Source organism: Marivita sp. NO-S04, from assembly GCF_059070475.1.
In genome coordinates, this window is the sequence record NZ_JBKAEE010000003.1 from 28175 (window position 1) to 45080 (window position 16906).

General features: G+C 60.6%; 21 protein-coding genes and 1 pseudogene. 8 read left to right on the plus strand and 14 right to left on the minus strand.

Going from position 1 to position 16906, the window contains the following annotated elements:
* The first annotated feature begins 143 nt into the window (after positions 1 to 143).
* Positions 144 to 1223, plus strand: a complete 1080-nt coding sequence (locus ACK3EW_RS23300; RefSeq protein WP_092465192.1) for a hypothetical protein — start codon at positions 144 to 146, stop codon at positions 1221 to 1223.
* Between the two features lie 280 nt (positions 1224 to 1503).
* Here the strand turns inward: ACK3EW_RS23300 and ACK3EW_RS23305 are convergent, their stop codons facing one another.
* Entirely contained in the window at positions 1504 to 1698 is a 195-nt protein-coding gene (locus ACK3EW_RS23305; RefSeq protein WP_123618725.1) for a hypothetical protein, read from the minus strand.
* A gap of 103 nt (positions 1699 to 1801) precedes the next feature.
* Here ACK3EW_RS23305 and ACK3EW_RS23310 point away from each other — a divergent pair, with 103 nt between their 5' ends.
* A complete protein-coding gene (locus tag ACK3EW_RS23310; protein WP_092465193.1) occupies positions 1802 to 2464 on the plus strand; it encodes a L,D-transpeptidase in 663 nt (220 codons plus the stop codon).
* 48 nt (positions 2465 to 2512) lie between these two features.
* Here ACK3EW_RS23310 and ACK3EW_RS23315 read toward each other — a convergent pair whose 3' ends face one another.
* A complete protein-coding gene (locus ACK3EW_RS23315) occupies positions 2513 to 2797 on the minus strand; it encodes a hypothetical protein (RefSeq protein ID WP_092465194.1) in 285 nt (94 codons plus the stop codon).
* Positions 2798 to 2979: 182 nt separating this feature from the next.
* On the opposite strand from ACK3EW_RS23315, the gene ACK3EW_RS23320 reads away from it, so the two are divergent.
* Together ACK3EW_RS23320 and ACK3EW_RS23325 are read left to right on the plus strand one after the other, a co-directional pair.
* Positions 2980 to 5334, plus strand: a complete 2355-nt coding sequence (locus ACK3EW_RS23320) for a heavy metal translocating P-type ATPase (protein ID WP_092465195.1) — start codon at positions 2980 to 2982, stop codon at positions 5332 to 5334.
* 63 nt (positions 5335 to 5397) lie between these two features.
* The gene (locus ACK3EW_RS23325; RefSeq protein ID WP_009807972.1) at positions 5398 to 5910 is read left to right on the plus strand and encodes a L,D-transpeptidase family protein; all 513 of its coding nucleotides are present in this window, start codon (positions 5398 to 5400) and stop codon (positions 5908 to 5910) included.
* On the opposite strand, the gene lnt is transcribed toward ACK3EW_RS23325, so the two are convergent.
* The 10 genes from lnt to ACK3EW_RS23375 are packed head-to-tail and all read right to left on the minus strand — an operon-like array spanning position 5891 to position 13379.
* Positions 5891 to 7498, minus strand: coding sequence for an apolipoprotein N-acyltransferase (lnt, locus tag ACK3EW_RS23330; protein ID WP_102856007.1), 1608 nt, complete (start codon positions 7496 to 7498; stop codon positions 5891 to 5893). The genes ACK3EW_RS23325 and lnt overlap by 20 nt on opposite strands.
* Positions 7465 to 7923, minus strand: a complete 459-nt coding sequence (gene lspA, locus ACK3EW_RS23335; RefSeq protein ID WP_092465207.1) for a signal peptidase II — start codon at positions 7921 to 7923, stop codon at positions 7465 to 7467. The genes lnt and lspA overlap by 34 nt, the downstream gene beginning before the upstream one ends.
* A 28-nt stretch (positions 7924 to 7951) precedes the next feature.
* Positions 7952 to 8734, minus strand: coding sequence for a ZIP family metal transporter (locus ACK3EW_RS23340; RefSeq protein WP_027238629.1), 783 nt, complete (start codon positions 8732 to 8734; stop codon positions 7952 to 7954).
* Positions 8735 to 8746: 12 nt separating this feature from the next.
* Positions 8747 to 9202: a DUF411 domain-containing protein gene (locus ACK3EW_RS23345; RefSeq protein ID WP_009807976.1), complete on the minus strand. Its 456-nt coding sequence runs from the start codon at positions 9200 to 9202 to the stop codon at positions 8747 to 8749.
* Positions 9203 to 9205: 3 nt separating this feature from the next.
* Positions 9206 to 10579 carry a M23 family metallopeptidase gene (locus ACK3EW_RS23350; RefSeq protein ID WP_009807977.1) on the minus strand — a complete coding sequence of 458 codons (1374 nt, stop codon included), beginning with the start codon at positions 10577 to 10579 and terminating at the stop codon, positions 9206 to 9208.
* Positions 10576 to 11202 carry an SCO family protein gene (locus tag ACK3EW_RS23355; protein WP_009807978.1) on the minus strand — a complete coding sequence of 209 codons (627 nt, stop codon included), beginning with the start codon at positions 11200 to 11202 and terminating at the stop codon, positions 10576 to 10578. The genes ACK3EW_RS23350 and ACK3EW_RS23355 overlap by 4 nt, the downstream gene beginning before the upstream one ends.
* Positions 11202 to 11669: a copper chaperone PCu(A)C gene (locus tag ACK3EW_RS23360; protein ID WP_009807979.1), complete on the minus strand. Its 468-nt coding sequence runs from the start codon at positions 11667 to 11669 to the stop codon at positions 11202 to 11204. The genes ACK3EW_RS23355 and ACK3EW_RS23360 overlap by 1 nt, the downstream gene beginning before the upstream one ends.
* A gap of 23 nt (positions 11670 to 11692) precedes the next feature.
* A complete protein-coding gene (locus tag ACK3EW_RS23365; protein WP_009807980.1) occupies positions 11693 to 12352 on the minus strand; it encodes a DsbA family protein in 660 nt (219 codons plus the stop codon).
* On the minus strand, positions 12349 to 12771 hold the full coding sequence (locus ACK3EW_RS23370; protein WP_009807981.1) for a disulfide bond formation protein B: 423 nt from the start codon (positions 12769 to 12771) through the stop codon (positions 12349 to 12351). Before ACK3EW_RS23370 ends, ACK3EW_RS23365 begins: the two co-directional genes overlap by 4 nt.
* A 5-nt stretch (positions 12772 to 12776) precedes the next feature.
* Positions 12777 to 13379 (minus strand): SCO family protein, encoded by a 603-nt coding sequence (locus ACK3EW_RS23375; RefSeq protein ID WP_232617642.1) that lies wholly within the window; start codon positions 13377 to 13379, stop codon positions 12777 to 12779.
* 172 nt (positions 13380 to 13551) lie between these two features.
* Between ACK3EW_RS23375 and ACK3EW_RS23380 the strand changes: the two genes are divergently transcribed.
* From ACK3EW_RS23380 to ACK3EW_RS23395, 4 genes and pseudogenes are all read left to right on the plus strand, one after another.
* A complete protein-coding gene (locus ACK3EW_RS23380) occupies positions 13552 to 13980 on the plus strand; it encodes a MerR family transcriptional regulator (protein WP_039965742.1) in 429 nt (142 codons plus the stop codon).
* Between the two features lies 1 nt (position 13981).
* Positions 13982 to 14308, plus strand: a complete 327-nt coding sequence (locus ACK3EW_RS23385; RefSeq protein WP_009807984.1) for a YnfA family protein — start codon at positions 13982 to 13984, stop codon at positions 14306 to 14308.
* A 198-nt stretch (positions 14309 to 14506) separates the two neighbouring features.
* A complete protein-coding gene (locus ACK3EW_RS23390) occupies positions 14507 to 15103 on the plus strand; it encodes a cation efflux transmembrane domain-containing protein (protein WP_009807985.1) in 597 nt (198 codons plus the stop codon).
* Between the two features lie 95 nt (positions 15104 to 15198).
* Positions 15199 to 15432 (plus strand): annotated as a pseudogene (locus tag ACK3EW_RS23395) (transglutaminase); the annotation flags it as partial.
* A gap of 17 nt (positions 15433 to 15449) precedes the next feature.
* Here ACK3EW_RS23395 and ACK3EW_RS23400 read toward each other — a convergent pair.
* A complete protein-coding gene (locus ACK3EW_RS23400; protein ID WP_147277946.1) occupies positions 15450 to 15689 on the minus strand; it encodes a type II toxin-antitoxin system HicB family antitoxin in 240 nt (79 codons plus the stop codon).
* Between the two features lie 10 nt (positions 15690 to 15699).
* Positions 15700 to 16875: an IS5 family transposase gene (locus ACK3EW_RS23405; protein WP_087205670.1), complete on the minus strand. Its 1176-nt coding sequence runs from the start codon at positions 16873 to 16875 to the stop codon at positions 15700 to 15702.
* Positions 16876 to 16906: the final 31 nt, after the last annotated feature.

Below are 16906 nucleotides of genomic sequence, written 5' to 3' on the forward strand. Positions count from 1 at the left end.
TCATCAAAAACCCCTTGGATTCCATACGCTGAGCGTGATCAGAGAGATCTCGCAGACCACCGCGCGCACGTGCTATATAAGGTGTGTGGGCGCACCCTGACAAAACACTTGGGTAAAATGCAAAAGTGCCGTATTTTGCACATATGAAGCCTCAAGTATCTACACATTATGATAGTTTTGACGATCCTCTAGTGGATTCGGAGGGGCTTGAAGAGACGTCTGAGGACGACCTGTGGTTCCTGCCCGGTCCGATGGAAGTGGAGCCGGATTATCTGCTGCCCGGACCGAGAGCAGAGCTGCGTGAAACCGCAGTCCTCGACGATTGGCGGAAGGCAGAGGCGGTTAATGCCGCGCGTCTCGCCCGTGTGGCTGGTCGGATCGGCGCGTTGGATGACCGGCTGCGCCGTGGCCCGAAAGGCTGGCGGCACAGGCTCGCGCTGATGGAGGCGGCAGACCTCAGCTGGTTTGTGGGTGACCGTATTGGCCCGGATCGGCTGGCGCTCTGGATATCCATGCGCCTGTCCGGCGTGCAGGACAACACTGCAGCGCTCGCGCGTGTCGGATGGGCAGTGCGGCGTCTAACAGGCGGTCCCGGCCCAGAGGTGGACCTGTCCGCCTTCCTCGATCGCCGTGACCCCGAAAACATAGCAGGTGAAGCCGAAACCTTTGCGGATCGCGCGGGCGGTTGGCTTGACCTGATGGCGCAAGCCGTCGACCTGCACCCGATCACACGCGCCTGCATGGGGCTTCACCTCTGGAGCCTTGCGGGCCTCGGGCAACAGGGCGACCGGATGGAAGCGGCGGTTACCGCCGCACGCATTGCCGCCAGCGAAGGCCCGAATTCGAATGGAGGGGCTATCTTTGCGCCTCTGGCTATGCGCGGGGCAGGGGGGCTGCGCGCCAGTGGCCCACCAGCTGAGCGCTTGGAGCGTTGGCTCGAGGGAATGGAAACAGCATGCCTGACCGCGATGCGGCACCTCGACGATATCCAGGCATGGTCAGCGCGGGCGGAAACCATGATGGCCCCGCTCTCTGGCAAGACACCACCAGCATTGCGCGCCGTGCTGGCCGAATGGCCCCTCGTCTCCGCCCCAATGGCCGAGACCCTGACCGGTGCCAGCCGCGCCGCCGTCCAGCGCAACCTCGTCTGGATGGAAGCGCGGGGTTTGATCTGCGAAGTGACCGGGCAGGGCCGGTTCCGGATGTGGCGCACCACGACCTAAGAGATGAGCGTCATCGCTCGGTATCCTGACGGGTGCGTGCCAGTCGGCCAAAGTTCCGGTAGGAGGAGGCAAAGCCCGCCGGAACCTTGGCAATCAAGGTGCTCGAATTTGGAGATACTCCTCGCCAGTGCGCAAGGCCGCTGTGGCCGGCGCTTCCGTGCGGTTGTGCCTTCACCATCTATGATGACTGGTGAAGGCGGCGAGCAAGACGCCCGGTATTTTGGACACTGCGCGGCCCTGTTTGTCGTTGCTGCTTTGCCTGCCCCCGTCACCGTGCAAGTCAAAGTTCACCACACTGCCGTTCGCTGCTCAGGCGAAGCGGGCGATATGGCCTTCCTCCATAGCCAGCTTCGACAGGATCTGACTCTGCAGCAACCGTGGTCTCGGGAACAGGCCGGGTCAGGCTGGGCGGCGCGCCGATCTTTTCGTAGTAGCGGATGGTAAATTGCGGATCACAAGGATCGTGTGTTTTCACGAAAATATGTCCTTGAACCTCTAGCCACTAGAAGTCCTATCTAATCAAAGTGAACAGATACCGTTCTTGCCATAGATTCTGGTGGGAACCGAAAGGGTACGACATGCTGACAAGACGACACTTCATTCAAACAACAACGGCGCTATTCTCCGCGTCTGTTTCCAGCCCCCTGTTGGCCGATACCTGGCCCACCGAGGCACAGAAGGCTGAATGGGACGCGCAAGTCACGCCGCCCGGATTCGATCCGGCCGCGTCAAACCCTTGGGGCCTACACCCGCGCTTTTTGCCCCAACGCGTGATTGCGAAACCCGGGCTCGTGCCAGGAGACATCCATGTCGATGCGGTCGCGCGGTATCTCTATCATATCGAGGAGAGCGGGACCGCAATGCGCTACGGTGTGGCCATTGCCCGGGGCAACCTATACGAGCCTGGGGTCTACACGATCAAACGCAAGGTGAGGTGGCCGCATTGGACACCGACCCAGAACATGATCGAGCGGGATCCGGAAAACGCACGATGGGCCGACGGGATGGAACCCGGCCCCGAAAACGCTTTGGGATCACGAGCCATCTATCTGTACGTCGGAGGCCGCGACACTTATCTTCGAATACACGGCACGCCCTATCCGAGAAGTATCGGCGGTCGAGCCAGTTCGGGTTGCGTGCGGATGGTCATGGCTCACATTAACGAACTTTATCCCAACGTTGAGATCGAATCGACGGCACATTTGTACTCAGCGGAGGACAGTGTCACCGCGCGAAGTTGAGTGTGGTGCGTAGGTCTGAGGCGCGTTGATGCAACGTCTGACGCGTCCTCAAGCTTCGCGTGCCACGCAGATCGGATTACCGTTCGCCGTGCGCAACGGCAGCAGCGTCGTTTCGACCGGCCCGCTGTGTTCGTACCAATAGCAGCCGTCTTCCGGCACGAGGCGCGCGGTTGCAACATCCTGATCCGGAGCAGCCATCGCAACCACGGCTTCGGGAACGTTGCCCGTCTGGTCTGCCGTGTCGTCCGGCCCTGTCGGCTGGATGGCGCATCCTGTCGTGAGCAAAAGCGCCACCGCAACCATCATTTTTTGCTTCAGCATCAAAACCTGCATCGAGTTTCCTTTCTTTTCTGTTTTTCTTCGTATCGGCTTTTTATGCCTCACGCCGTGATTGAGGCTGTCGTCGGACCGTCTAGCAAGAAAACAAACGGAAATACCACCGAACTTTTCTCTTGAAGCTCTAGCTACTGTAGGGGCTATGTCATGACAAAGCACCCGAATCCAGAGGTCCGTTCATGCCGTCCGACACCCACCGCCACGATCACGATCACGCCGAAGACGCCCAGGCAAGCGGCGGCAGTTGCTGTGGTAGCGCCGGAAAGTGCGGCGACATCGCACCGACGACTCCCGCGCCAACCGGCGGGCGCAGTTTTCAGGTGTCTGGCCTCGATTGCGCCGAGGAGGTCGCGATCTTGAATAAGGTAATCGGCCCGCAGATCGGCGGGGCCGAGCATCTCGCGTTCGATGTAATCAACGGGAGGATGACCATTCTCGACAGCGCAAAGAGTGTATCGGACGACGAAGTTGCGGAACTTGTCGCGAGCACCGGCATGACGGCGAAGCCGTGGAATGCCGAGAACGCGTCGGTCGACCAAGCGGCCCATCTTGCACGACAGCGGCTGTTTACGGCTCTCAGCGGCGGCTTCTGGGCGGCGGGTTTTCTCTGGCACATCGTCGAGACCGGTATGGGGGGGGCGCTCGGCCTCTTCGCGGGGCACGGCGAAGCGCCGATGCCGCTGGCCGAGGCAGGGCTTTTTGCAGTTGCTATCCTATTCGGCGTTTGGCTTGTGGCACCGAAGGCATGGTCGTCCGCACGTCGGCTGTCGCCCGACATGAACCTGCTGATGGTTGTCGCAGTCGCCGGAGCCATCGGGCTCGGTGAATTCTTCGAGGCAGCGACAGTGGCTTTTTTCTTTTCGCTGTCCCTCTTTCTCGAAAGCTGGAGCGTTGGGCGCGCGCGGAACGCTGTGTCGGCGCTCCTGGATCTTGCGCCACCTACGGCGCGCGTGATCCACGATGACGGAAGCGAGACCGACATGCCGGCGGTGCAAGTCGCCGTAGGCTCAAGCTTTATTGTACGCGGTGGCGACCGTATCCCGCTCGACGGCGAGGTGACGGGTGGCGCGGGCGCGGTCGACCAGGCGCCGATCACCGGCGAAAGTGCCTTGATACCCAAAGAGGCCGGAGACGAGGTCTATGCGGGCACGATCAACGGCGAAGGTACACTAACTGTGCGCGCCACGAAGGTCGCCTCGGATACCGTCTTGGCCAAGATCATCCGCATGGTCGGCGACGCCCATGCCCGCCGCGCGCCGGTGGAACAGTGGGTGGCAAAGTTCGCCCGCATCTACACGCCTATCGTCATGGCTCTCGCCGTCGCAATTGCGCTACTGCCGCCGCTTATCTTCGGCGGAGCCTGGGATTACTGGTTCTACAATGCCCTCGTGCTGCTGGTGATCGCTTGCCCATGCGCTCTGGTCATCTCGACCCCTGTCTCCATCGTCGCAGCGCTCACCGCTTCGGCGCGGGCGGGCGTCCTCATCAAGGGCGGTGCCTATGTAGAGGCGCCGGGCAGGACCACGGCGCTGGCCATGGACAAGACCGGCACAATCACCATGGGTCAGCCGGAAGTGGCGGCGGTGCACCCGCTGGGCGGGGCTTCAGCACAAGATCTGATGACCCTCGCCGCAGGGCTGGAGGCACGTTCGTCGCACCCTTTGGCGCGTGCCATTCTCGCGCGGGCGGAGGCCGACGGCGTCAAGGTGTCCGCCGCAGAGGATACCCGCACCATTCCCGGCAGGGGACTTGAAGGACGCACCGACGGACGGTCCATCTGGCTGGGGTCGGACCGGTTTGCCGAGGAGAAGGGTTTCGGCGACGCCATTCCGAAGGATCTGCGGGAGCGGATCGAAGGCGCCGGCAGCACCCTTGTCGCTGTCGGCGATGAATCCGGCGTGACGGGCATTCTTGAACTGCGCGATCGCATCCGCCCTGATGCCAAGGGCATCGTGGCGCAACTTCACGCGCAAGGCGTGAAAACCATCGTTATGCTGACCGGTGACAACGAGCGAACAGCGCGCGCCGTTGCCGCCGAGGTCGGTATCGACGAGGTGCGCGCTGAGCTTCTGCCCGAAGACAAGGTGACAGCCATCGAAGAACTGGTCAAAACTCATGACATGGTTGCCATGATCGGCGACGGGGTGAACGATGCACCCGCAATGGCGCGCGCGCATTATGCCATCGCGATGGGTGCGGTTGGTTCTGACGCGGCAATCGAGACGGCGGACATTGCCCTTATGACCGACGACCTCGGCAAGGTGCCTTGGCTGATCGGTCATTCGCGCCGGACAATGTCGATTATCCATCAGAACATCGGTATTTCCTTGGCGACCAAGGGAGTTTTCGTTGTCGCTACCGCGTTCGGAATGGCATCGATGTGGGGCGCTATTGCAGCCGACGTGGGTGTGTCATTGCTGGTGGTGGCGAACGCCCTGCGCCTGCTCAACAGCCAAGAGGCCAAGGCACCGCCGTCCGGTGGCGAGCAGGTTGGGCCACAGATCGCAAAGGCCGCGCTTGCCCACGGACATTGATCACGCGGCATTTGCAAGGTAACATTATTTCCATATCAGACCTCACGAAAGAGGCATCGAGCAGTGAAAACCATCCGATTTCCCCGCCGCGCCGTCCTGTTGGGTGGCTTAGCGGCCTTTTTGTCGGGCTGTGCCGGCAAGTTCCGCAGCTATGACGGACCCGAAGTGACGCGACTTCGGCTCTACAAGGGACAGCGTTTGCTTGTTCTCGACGGATCCGATCGCGTGCTGCAAACCTATCCGATCGGGCTGGGCTTCGCTCCTCAGGGTCACAAGCAATTCGAGGGAGACGGTCGGACCCCGGAGGGCACCTACATAGTCGATAAGCGCAACCCTGAAAGTACGTATCATCTTTCAGTTGGCATCTCTTATCCAAATGAGGCCGACATCGCCTTTGCCGCAGCGCAGGGCCTTTCCCCCGGCGGCGACATCTTCATCCATGGTGGTCCACGCCCCGGCATCGACCCGACGGACATCCGCGACTGGACAGCTGGCTGCATCGCAGTCACAGATCGGCAGATCGAGGACATCTATGCAATGGTGAAGGACGGAACGCCTATCCACATCTTTGCATGACGGTCTTTCTCATGCGGCGGTAGTTAGCCGTCGCATTGGCCGCCAGAGCCCAGCTCCACGAAGCCAAGATGAGCGCCAGCAACATCCAGTCCCCGAAAAGCGCATATGGCGTAGGCGGCTGCGCTGAGGGAAGATCAGCGTCGATGATGCCCCTTTCCCCTGTATCGAGCCGCGCAATGATCTCTCCGTTCGCGTCGATGACCGCAGAGATGCCCGTATTCGCGGCTCGGATGACAGGAAGGCCTTCCTCTACGGCGCGCATACGTGCGGAAGCCAGATGCTGCTCGGGTCCGATGCTGGTTCCAAACCAGGAATCGTTCGTCGCGTTAAAAATCCAGTCGGGTCGGAACATGTCGTCGACCACATGGCCCGGGAAAATGATCTCATAGCAGATCGCCACGGCGACCAGCGGCATACCCGGAAGCGCAAGGGTGCGCGGACCCGGTCCGGGCGTAAAATCGCCCAGCCCCGCCGTCAGCCGCTCGATCGGCAACCAGCCGCGGAATGGCACGTATTCGCCAAAGGGCACGAGATGGTGTTTCGCGTATCCGGTCAGGATCTCATTGGTATCGTCAAAAGCCTGGACGGTGTTGAAATATCGGGTGCCATCCTCGCTCAGTACACGGTCCGGCACTCCGGTTAGCAGCACGCTGCCGTCCGGTAGCGCAGCGGCAATGCGGGCCCGCGCCTGGGCATCCTCATCGAGGAACCCGGGAAAGGCGGTTTCCGGCCAGAGAAGAACGTCGAAATCGCCGGGCTGGGTTGAAAGCTCGAGATAGAGCGCGAAGGTCGCCTCGCGGTTCTCGGGCGCCCATTTCTCCTCTTGGGGAACGTTGCCCTGAACGATGCGCAGGTCGACATCCGGTGGCTGTGGTGCATCCGACTGGAGGCGAAGCGTGCCGACGGCCCACATCGTCACGATGCCGGCCAGCGGCATTAGCGAGATGATCAATCGTTGTCGCCCGACCGCCATGAGAGCCGCGCCGGGGAGTGCCGCTACGAACACGGTGAGAAAGCTTAGCCCATAACTTCCCACCCAGGCGGCGGGCTGGCGAAGGGCGGCGTAATCGACCAGAGCGTAGCCGGCGAGGTTCCACGGAAAACCTGTCAGAACGTGACCGCGCAACCACTCGGCCGCGGTCCAGGAGGTCGCGAACAGGAGGCAGGCCAGGAGACTGCCCATGGCTCCGCGCCGCGCGATTTCGACGAAGAGCACGGCGGCAATGGCCGGGAAAATCGCGAGACCTGCGGACAATCCCGCGACGGCCGGGGTCGCCAGCGCCCCGAAACGCTCGGGTTCGACGTAGAAACTTTCCGCGATCCACGAAATCCCGAAACCGAACTGGCCGAGACCAAACGCCCAGCCGACGAGAAAAGCACGCCCGAAGGAGAGGTCGCGAAGACCGACAAACAACGCAGAATAGGCAACGGGAACAAGAAGGAGAATCGAGAAAGGCGGGAAGGTTAGAACGGTCAGCGGCCCGGCGGCGAAACCAAGCGTCATCCGCGAGAGCAGACGTTTGCGCAGAGCGAAGCAGTTCAGAATTGCCGGCTTCACGACTTGATCGGACGCCGCGCACTGATCCAGGGTGCGGCGAGCAAGAGCCCCACGCCACTGACGACAAACACATCGGCCATGTTGAAGGCAGGCCAATGCGTTGAGTTGATGTAGAAATCCAGGAAGTCCGTTACAGCCCGATACCGCACACGATCAATGACATTGCCCGAGGCTCCACCGATGATCGCTCCGTAAGCGAGCGTTTCAACCGCATTTTCGGCGCGAAACAGCATAACCCCCAGCCAGCCGCAGATGGCAAGAGCGAGAGCTATGAGGCTCCACCATGGTGCGCCGCCAAGTAATCCGAAAGTGACGCCATCATTGCGATAAAAGACAAGGTTAAAACCTGGAAACACGGCGATTCCAGTGCTTAAAGAGGCCGCATTCGCCACAACAATGGCTTTTGTGATCTGATCGATTACGAAAGCGGCAAGCGCCGCAAAAATGCCGATCACCGGAGATAGTTTATGCACTGGCATTGCGTCACCCCAACCAAACATCGAGAAAAAGCATCAAAACGAGCCCGACGGCCAAGCCGAGCGTTGCCTTGTTCTGATGGCCGCTGCGATGGGTTTCGGGGATGATTTCGTGGCTGATGACATAAAGCATGGCGCCTGCGGCAAAGGCCAAGCCCCATGGCAGCAGCGGTTCCGACAGTGTGATGATGCCGGCCCCGAGCAAACCGCCAATCGGCTCGACCATTCCCGTTAGCGCGGCGATGCCCCAGGCGCGCAGCTTCGGATATCCTTCGCCCAACAGGGATACCGCAACGGCCAGCCCTTCAGGCGCATTCTGAAGCCCGATGCCGATGGCGAGTGGCAGACCGCCTTCCATACCTCCGGAACCGAAGCCAACTCCGACCGCGAGGCCTTCCGGGAAGTTGTGGATCGTGATTGCGATGATGAACAGCCAGACCCGCCGTAAGGACGCCGCTTCGGGCCCTTCGCGTCCCGTTCTGAAATGCTCGTGCGGCAGCCTTTCATTCATCAATGCAACGGCCCCCATGCCCAAAAGGATCGAGACGCAAACGATGGCCGCAGGCATCGCGCCGTTCTCGAACATCGGCTCCGCCGCATCCAACGCCGGGATGATCAGAGAAAAGAACGAGGCTGAGAGCATGACGCCGGCAGCGAAGCCGAGCGACAGATCGCGCGTCGCCCGCGACGGGATGCGCCCGAACAGCACGGGAATTGCTCCGACTGCCGTGAGCGATCCGGCGGCAAGGCTTCCGAGAAAGCCGAGCATTATCGGAGACAGGTTTTCCATAAGCGGGCCAGATTATCCTTCGGCGTAGCTTGAAAAGACTTCGGTCGACCCGTCCTCGCGGATGAGGAAGACATCATAAGCTTCACGGTTTTCTTCCGGCCCCATGCCGGGCGAGCCATAGGGCATTCCCGGAACGGCGAGGCCGACGGCGTCCGGGCGTTCCTCAAGAAGGCGGCGGATATCAGCGGCCGGGACATGGCCTTCAATCACGTAGCCCTCTATGAGCGCGGTATGGCAGGAGACCATGCGCTGCGGCACGCCGTTGTCGAGCTTGAAACGAACCAGCGACCCGCCAAACATGTTCTCGCCCGTCGGCGCGAATCCGTTTTCCTCGAGATGGTTCATCCAGGACAGGCAGCAGCCGCATCCGTTGGTCTTGCGGACGTCTATCGCTGTTGCCTCTGCGAGGGCCTGGGCCGCCGGGAACAGGGCGAGCGCGATGGTCAGAGCTTGGGTCATGCGTTTCATGGGTCAGAGCCTTTCGGTTGTCGTCTGGGCAATTTCGCTGTCAAGGTTTTCAGTCAGAAGCGCGCGCGCCTCGGTCAGACGCAACAGCGCGGCGGTATCATCCACCTCGTTCTCTGCGGCTTCGGCGAGCCTGTCGTCAGAGAGAGGGTCAGTCGGACGCCCATCTACGAGGACTTCGTAGTGCAGGTTGGGACCTGTCGCTGTGCCGGTTGCGCCAACGCGGCCGATCACATCTCCCGCCGCCACGCGTTGGCCCTGTGTTAGGCCCTCCGACACGGCGCTGAGATGCGCGTAGCGCGTCATGGTCTCGGAGCCATGGGAGATTTCGACCACGCGTCCATAACCGCCTCGCCAGCCGATGAAGCTGACCCGGCCCGGTGCCGTCGTCCGTACCGGCGTCCCGCTTGCCGCGGCAAAATCGACGCCGGTGTGCATCCGGACGTTTCCGTAGACAGGATGTGTGCGGCGCCCGAACACCGAGCTGAGGCGCGCGCCCTCGACTGGCTGTGCAAAGACGCGAAGCACCTCGCCATCGACGTAGATCGTCGCCTGACCGCTGCCGTCGTCCGGCCAAACGATCTCGTAAAGCGAATCGCCGATTTCCAGTGCGGCGAAGGCGAGGTCCGGCTGTCCGATCTTGTCATCGCCGACGCGCGTCTCGCGCCAGAGAAGCCTTAGTGTCTCGCCTCCAGCCATCTCACGGCGGAAATCCACGGTTCCACCCAGCATTTGCGCAAGGTCCACGGCAAATCGGGCGGGGATGCCGGCATTGTCGAGTGCCGCGAAGATCGAGGTGTCGATCACGGCCTCCCCAGCAAGGGTTACGATCTCCGGATCCGGCGCCACGACCTGCGTGGACACCTGCTCGCCAAAAAGCACCTCGATCCGCACCCCGTCCTCGACGGCGAGCGAGACGGTGCGGGGGCTGCCATCCATAGTCGAAACAACAGTGACCGAATTCCCCGGCCGCAACCGTCGCAGATCGTATTCCGCGCCAAGTGCAAGGGCGACTTCCGCCCTGTCGGCTCCCGCAAGACCGGCTTCGGAAAGCAAGGAGTCGAGCGTTTCACCAGAAGAGATGTCGCGAGACCAAGTCAACAGGGGCGGTTCGATGGCCTGCATCGGCCTGTCAACAACAGCGGCCTGCAGCAGGGGCAAGGGGCCGAAGCCGGGTGTATCTTCCACCCACGCCGTAGCTGGCAGCGACAACGGAATATCCAGGCTCCGGGGAGCTTCAGGACGCTGGGGCATCCAGCTACCTGCCTGGGCAAGTTCTGGCGGCACGGGTTCTTTCGACAGAACATCGAAGAATGCGATAGCCGCCCCCGAAACGGTCCCCGCAAGCGCGACACCTGCCGCAAAAGTTCTGAGCCTCATGTCGCTCCCTCCGTTTCTTCTTCCAACGCGCGGCGGATCTTCGGTACCGCGAATTCCCTCGGTTCATGATAGTCAATCATGGTGACGAACCGTCCAGCGGCACCGAACAGGAAGACGCTGGCCGTGTGGTTCATCGTGTAGTCGCCGCCTTCCGTGGGCACCCGCTCGTAGGCAGCGCGGAAGCCGTCCGCGATGCGCGCAATCTGCCCCTCCGGTCCCGTCCAGCCGCGGATCGCTGGGTGGAAATAACTGACATATTCTGCCATCGCCTCGACGGTATCGCGCTCGGGATCGACCGTGATGAAAACCACGTTCAACTGTTTGGCTTCGTCTCCTAAATCGTCGAGCCAACCTGAAATGTCCGAGAGCGTGGTCGGGCAGACATCGGGGCAGTAAGTGAAACCGAAGAACGCCATCGTCGGTCGCCCGATCAGGGTTTCCGGCCCGACCTCGTTGCCTTCATGGTCAGTCAGGCGGAAATCCATCTCGGTCAGAGCCATAGGCCGCTGCTCGATAGGTTCGGGCGCACCGGGTCCGTCGACCCGCCACCAACCGACGAAGAGCGTCAAGGCAATTGCACCGGCACCGGCCGCGCCGTATCCTGCGATCGTCCTTCGTCGCATTAGTCTTCCGGTCCGCGTGCGGCGATGCCAAGGATCGGCACCTCGACTGTCACCTCGCCCCCGTCGACAAAAAGTAGGGTCAGCGGAAAGGTTTCCCCTTCCGTCATGGGTTGTTGTAGCCGCATCAACATCGCGTGGAGGCCGCCCGGCTCAAGCGCGACGCTCTCGCCCGGGGCGATCGCGATCTCACCTGCCGCGCTCATGGAACTCACACCTTCGGCATTGGTCTTCGTCTCGTGGATCTCGGGCATCATCGCGAGGGGTGTTGAAAGACCAATCAGCGTCACCGGCTCGTCGCCAGTGTTGCGGATCGTCATGTAGGCGGCCCCGGGGCGGTTCATCCCTATGGAGGCGCGGGACCAGGCGCTTTCGACGACGACATCCACGGGTCCGGCCAGTGCGGGTACTGAGAGCCCTCCAAAGGTCAAGAGCGCGGCCAGTGTGCCCGTCATAATAATCTTTTTCATCGTTTTGGTCCTGCCTTTTCCATTCAGCTTTGCACGGCAGCAACTTCCGCGGCCACTAATCGACGCAGTTCTGCCTCCCCGAATGGATCGAGCGACTTGCCGTTTACAAAGAAAGTAGGAGTCTGGCGAACTCCCACGGTTTCGACGTCCGCACGATCCTGATTCAGGATCGCAACGACATCCGGTGCCAGCATTTGCGTGCGCGCGGCCTCTGCATCGAGTCCGGCAGTGGCGGCGATCTGGAGGATCAGACCGGGCTCAGGCGCGCCGTGCGACGCCCATCTCGGCTGATCCCGCAGAACGGCTTCGAGCACCGGCTCGTAAACGCCTTGCATGCGTGCTGCCTCGAGCACGCGGATCGCTTCCTCGGATGCCTCGCCATGAAACGCGGTGTAGCGGATAACGACGCGGACGGCATCTCCATGCTGTGCCATGATGTCCTTCACGATCGGATGGAAGGCGCGGCAAGCCTCGCAGGCCGGGTCAAAGAATTCGACAATCGTGACGGGCGCGTCGGCAGGTCCGAGGATGGGCGAGTAAGAGCGGATCATCGCGTCCGCGAGTTCCGGCGCAACGGTTTTTGCTTCGGCCGCGGGGCCGGGGCGAGTCGCGTACCAAGTGGCTCCGCCGAAACCGGCAACGCCGAGGGCGAGAACGGACAGGATTAAGCCGCGTCGATTCATGTTTGTGTTTCCTTCAATGAAAGTGCCGACAGGAACCCGATCAGTGCGAAGGCGACCAGCGCCATCAGCGGGATCGGAATGCCGAAGACCAATTGGTTATCATCGGTGCAAGAGGGGCCGGTGGCCGTGCAGGGCTGGATGCGTTCGGGGATCAGGCCCGCGTAGAGGCCCATGTGCCACAGGGCGACCACGCCACCACCAAGCGCCAGAGCGATGCCATAGCGCCCGACGCTGCCGTCTCGCCACCAAAGGCCGAGGCCGAGAATGATCGCGAGCGGGAACATGAAGGCGCGCTGGAACCAGCACAGCACGCAGGGTGTCTGCCCCATCACTTCGCCGATGAAAAGTACAGCAAGCGAGGCGACGAGGGCAACGATCCATGCCAGCCCGAGGGCGGTTTCTGCGGGTACGCGGTTCATGTCGGTCAGATCCTCTCTTCCAGATCGGCGAGAATCTCTTCAGCGGACGTGCCATAGGGCCATGAGTCTGCAAAGCCTGCCTCGGGGTCGAATAGAAACAGATGTGACGTGTGGCCCATTGTGTAGCCATCCGGAGCTGTAGCCTCTTCGATGCGTTCAAAGAAGATCGGAAACGTTTCGGATGTAGCGGCGATCTGTTCGGGCGTACCTGTCAGCCCGATGATGTTCGCATCGAACAGCGGAACGAATTCGGCGAGTGCCATGGGCGTGTCCCGTTCGGGGTCGATGGTTATGAAAATCGGCTGGACCCTCGCGGCATTGTCGCCCAGACCGTCCATCACCGCCGCGACCTCAGACAGTGTCGTCGGGCAGACATCGGGGCAGTTGCTGAAGCCGAAAAATACCAACATCCAACGCCCCGAAAAGTCTTCTTCCGTGCGAACCACACCTTGGTGGTCCGTCAATTCGAATGCAGCGACAAACGCTGGATCGTTGTCGGTTCGGGCGCGGTCAGCGCGATAGTCCGACCAGAGCAAAAGCCATACGAAGGCAAGCGACGCGACGCCTGCCAAAACCCAAAGAAATTTCTGTGCCGATGTAAGGGACAAACCTGCGCGCCTGATTTTGGTTCTTGATTATTGTCGCGTTTACATCCTCTAGCTACTAGAGGTTCAAGCGCGAAATCACGTTGTGGCTTAAACTCACGCGTCTGTGAATCCGGCACTTGTCTATTGGGGCGGCAAAACCTACAAAGACTGTAACTTTTTCATGGAGGCGAAGATGCTCACGATCGGCACTCTGTCAAAGAAGACCGGCACAAAGGTGCAGACCATTCGGTACTACGAGCAGATCGGGCTCATGCCCGAACCTGGCCGGACTGAAGGCGGACAGAGGCGCTATGACAACGCACAGCTCGACCGACTGTCCTTCATCCGCCATTCGCGACAACTCGGCTTCTCGCTTGATGCGATCCGCGAGCTGCTCGACCTCAGCGACCAGCCCAATCGGCCCTGCGAAGAAGCCGACGCGATTGCGCGTCGCCAGCTAAAGCAGGTGGAGCAGCGCATGGCCCGTCTGAAGGCGCTGCGCACCGAACTGAAACGCATGGTTCACGAATGCAGCGGTGGACGTACTGCCGATTGCAAGGTGCTTGAGGTGTTGCGGGATCATTCCGAATGTTTGACCGAACATGACGAGATCGGCGCCTGAGATGCCTGCCGCGCTTGCATACCCGCTTGCGGCCTTGGCCGAGATCGCCGGGTGTTTCGCGATCTGGAGCTGGTGGCGCCTCGGCGCATCCGCGGCTTGGCTCGTACCCGGTATTGTAGCCTTGGTGGTATTCGGGTGGCTTCTGGCGCAAGTCGAAACGGTTGCTGCGGGCCGCGCCTTTGCCGCCTATGGCGGAGTCTACATTGCGGCTTCGGTACTGTGGATGTGGCTTGCAGAGGGTCACAGACCGGACAGGTGGGATGCGCTTGGCACAGCCGTTTGCTTGCTCGGCGCAGCTATAATACTGGCCGCGCCACGAACCAATTGAACTTTATGGTTTGAACTTGAAACCGTCTCAAATCGCGATCTCATCGCCCCATAAAAAGGGCTATGCTCTGCATTGGTTGGGGCGCCTGCCTGAAAGCTCCCGACGGTCGTACGTGGAACTGACCATCAATAATCAATCCGGAACCCTGATCTGCCAGAGAGGTTGAAAGATCATAGTTCACAAATTGGAATGGGAAGTATGGCGGCAGAAAAACGAGCAGAAAGACGCACACTTTGGATCGTTCTCGGTCTCAATATCAGTCTTGCTGCGGCCTTTTTCGCAACTGGGACCTTCGGGGATTCCAGTGCCCTGATCGCCAACGGGCTCGACAACCTTTCAGACAGCTTGGTCTACGCAATCAGTCTGTTTGCATTGTCGCGGTCTGCGAAATGGAAACGTGGCGCGGCGAATGTCTCGGGCGGCCTGCTGATCGTGTTCGCCATCGGGATCCTTTATGATGCTTGGCGCCGCTATGTCGGTGGGTCGGATCCCCTTGGCACCGTTATGATCGTCATGGCGCTGATCGCGGCGGCCATCAACTCAGTTTGTGTCTGGTTGCTCGCTCGGCTCAAAGATCCGGACGTCAACATCCGCGCGGCCAATACTTTCAGCTGGAACGACTTTGCGGCAAACCTCGGAATCGTAGTCGCAGGTGGCCTCGTTGCCTGGCTGGGAACGAACTGGCCCGACCTAGTCGTCGGTGTGATTATCGCCGGGATCGCGGCCTGGGGCGGTGTCAATATCCTACGCGACGCACACGGTGAACACCACAAAGCAGTTCACACGGACAAGTAGTTGCGAGAGATCGTTTCTAAAAGAAGGGGTTGAAGCTACAGTAACTATAGAGACTAGTCTGTTCCAAGACGATTCGAGGAGCGACTCCGTTGCAGATAACCAACCCCCTACTTGCACCCACCAAACTACTGGATTTTGATGCCGCGCCTCTTGCGCATCTAATAGAGAGCCGCAGCTGGCGCGACTTATCCGAATACGATCGGATCGGAGCTGCCTATGATTTCGTTCGAAATGAAATTGCGTTCGGATACAATCGAGCTGACGACATCCCCGCATCCGAGGTACTTTCCGACGGCTACGGGCAGTGCAATACGAAAGGCACGCTCTTAGCAGGCTGCTGAAAAACTCATTCGGTGCCTGTGTTGATGGTAATTTTCGCGCCATTGAGGACCATTTTGTCGGTTGGTATCGCCAGCTCTTTTTCCTCAAGATCAAGCAAGATCATCAGAAGTATGCTGTGGAGATGGGTCAGAGCTTCTTCCTTCGTTTCTCCGCCGGTTCTGGCTCCGAATTCCTCCATCGCTGGACATCGCGCGGTCCATGATCCTGAGTTCTTGTCGATCAATACGCTGTAAATGTATTCCATTGTGCGGTTCCTAAGCCAAGAGCTTTGGTAGGCGCGCCAGGTTATTCGCTGCCATTGTTAACGTGAAGCGGGCGCAGACACGTTCAACACCGCGAAGCGTGGTCTGCGCCATGCCGCCGACGGTCTTTGCCCAACCAAACGGTTCCTCGATCTTCTTGCGGTGCCGCTGAGACAGGGCGTAGCCGGGCTGCCCGGTGGTCCGTCCATCGATTGCGGAATGCCGGGCTTTCTGCGCGACGTGCGGTGTCACAACCATGCGCCTGAGTTCAGCAACGAAATCGGCACTGTCGTATCCCTTGTCCGCACCAAGCGTCAGTCGTCGGGTCGAGCCCGGTGAATGCCGGTTGATCATCTCAAGGGCCGCCTTGCGCTCACCATACCCATCTGCGTGGGTCAACTCTGCCTGCACCACGAAGCCATTGCGGTTCTCCATCAGTGTATGTCCCATGAAGCAAAGCATCGCCGCCGCGCCCGGGGCCTTCTTGTAAAGGCGGGCATCCGGATCCGTAACCGAGGCATGAGTGGCGTTCGAGCGCTTCTCGCCCCGGAAGTTTACCTCTGCGTTGCGGGGCTGGCGAGGCGTATCGGTCATCGGCTGGGTCTCTGTCGGCTGGGGCTGGTCGGCGTTCAGTGCGGTATCGTCGGTTGGCGGTGGCGGAGGCCCACCAGGATCACCATCCTGTGGCGGCGGGGCGTATTCTTTCGGCTGGAAACTCTTCATGGAAGCCCACGCCTTGATCAGGGTGCCGTCGACCGAGAAGTGCTCGTCCGACAGCAGCGGCTTGACCTCGGGGTGTGCGAGGATCGCGGCCATGACCTTGCGCGACATCTCGGTGGTCAGTAGCCGGTCGCGGTTCTTGCTGAACACCGTGGGAACCCACACCGCGTCGTCGATGCCCAGGCCGACAAACCAGCGGAACAGCAGGTTGTAATCCATCTGCTCCATCAACTGCCGCTCGGAGCGGATCGAAAACAGGATCTGGAGAAGGCTCGCCCGGATCAGGCGCTCAGGCGCAATCGAGGGGCGACCAAAGTCAGTATACAGCGCATCGAAATCGGCATCGAGGCTCGTAAGTGCATCGTTCACGATCTGTCTGATCTTGCGAAGCGGATGAACCGCAGGAATTCGCTCTTCAAGGTCAACATAGCTGAACAGCGAACCGCTCGTTTTGTCCGTCCCACGCATCGCCACCCTCGCCACCGCTGCCGTAACAAGG

Bases quoted from the DNA above. Each gene is read 5' to 3' on its own strand.
- ACK3EW_RS23300 (WP_092465192.1), top strand. From the start codon at position 144: ATGAAGCCTCAAGTATCTACACATTATGATAGTTTTGACGATCCTCTA.
- ACK3EW_RS23310 (WP_092465193.1), top strand. From the start codon at position 1,802: ATGCTGACAAGACGACACTTCATTCAAACAACAACGGCGCTATTCTCC.
- ACK3EW_RS23315 (WP_092465194.1), bottom strand. From the start codon at position 2,797: ATGCAGGTTTTGATGCTGAAGCAAAAAATGATGGTTGCGGTGGCGCTT.
- ACK3EW_RS23320 (WP_092465195.1), top strand. From the start codon at position 2,980: ATGCCGTCCGACACCCACCGCCACGATCACGATCACGCCGAAGACGCC.
- ACK3EW_RS23340 (WP_027238629.1), bottom strand. From the start codon at position 8,734: ATGGAAAACCTGTCTCCGATAATGCTCGGCTTTCTCGGAAGCCTTGCC.
- ACK3EW_RS23345 (WP_009807976.1), bottom strand. From the start codon at position 9,202: ATGAAACGCATGACCCAAGCTCTGACCATCGCGCTCGCCCTGTTCCCG.
- ACK3EW_RS23350 (WP_009807977.1), bottom strand. From the start codon at position 10,579: ATGAGGCTCAGAACTTTTGCGGCAGGTGTCGCGCTTGCGGGGACCGTT.
- ACK3EW_RS23355 (WP_009807978.1), bottom strand. From the start codon at position 11,202: ATGCGACGAAGGACGATCGCAGGATACGGCGCGGCCGGTGCCGGTGCA.
- ACK3EW_RS23360 (WP_009807979.1), bottom strand. From the start codon at position 11,669: ATGAAAAAGATTATTATGACGGGCACACTGGCCGCGCTCTTGACCTTT.
- ACK3EW_RS23365 (WP_009807980.1), bottom strand. From the start codon at position 12,352: ATGAATCGACGCGGCTTAATCCTGTCCGTTCTCGCCCTCGGCGTTGCC.
- ACK3EW_RS23370 (WP_009807981.1), bottom strand. From the start codon at position 12,771: ATGAACCGCGTACCCGCAGAAACCGCCCTCGGGCTGGCATGGATCGTT.
- ACK3EW_RS23380 (WP_039965742.1), top strand. From the start codon at position 13,552: ATGCTCACGATCGGCACTCTGTCAAAGAAGACCGGCACAAAGGTGCAG.
- ACK3EW_RS23385 (WP_009807984.1), top strand. From the start codon at position 13,982: ATGCCTGCCGCGCTTGCATACCCGCTTGCGGCCTTGGCCGAGATCGCC.
- ACK3EW_RS23390 (WP_009807985.1), top strand. From the start codon at position 14,507: ATGGCGGCAGAAAAACGAGCAGAAAGACGCACACTTTGGATCGTTCTC.
- ACK3EW_RS23400 (WP_147277946.1), bottom strand. From the start codon at position 15,689: ATGGAATACATTTACAGCGTATTGATCGACAAGAACTCAGGATCATGG.
- ACK3EW_RS23405 (WP_087205670.1), bottom strand. From the start codon at position 16,875: ATGCGTGGGACGGACAAAACGAGCGGTTCGCTGTTCAGCTATGTTGAC.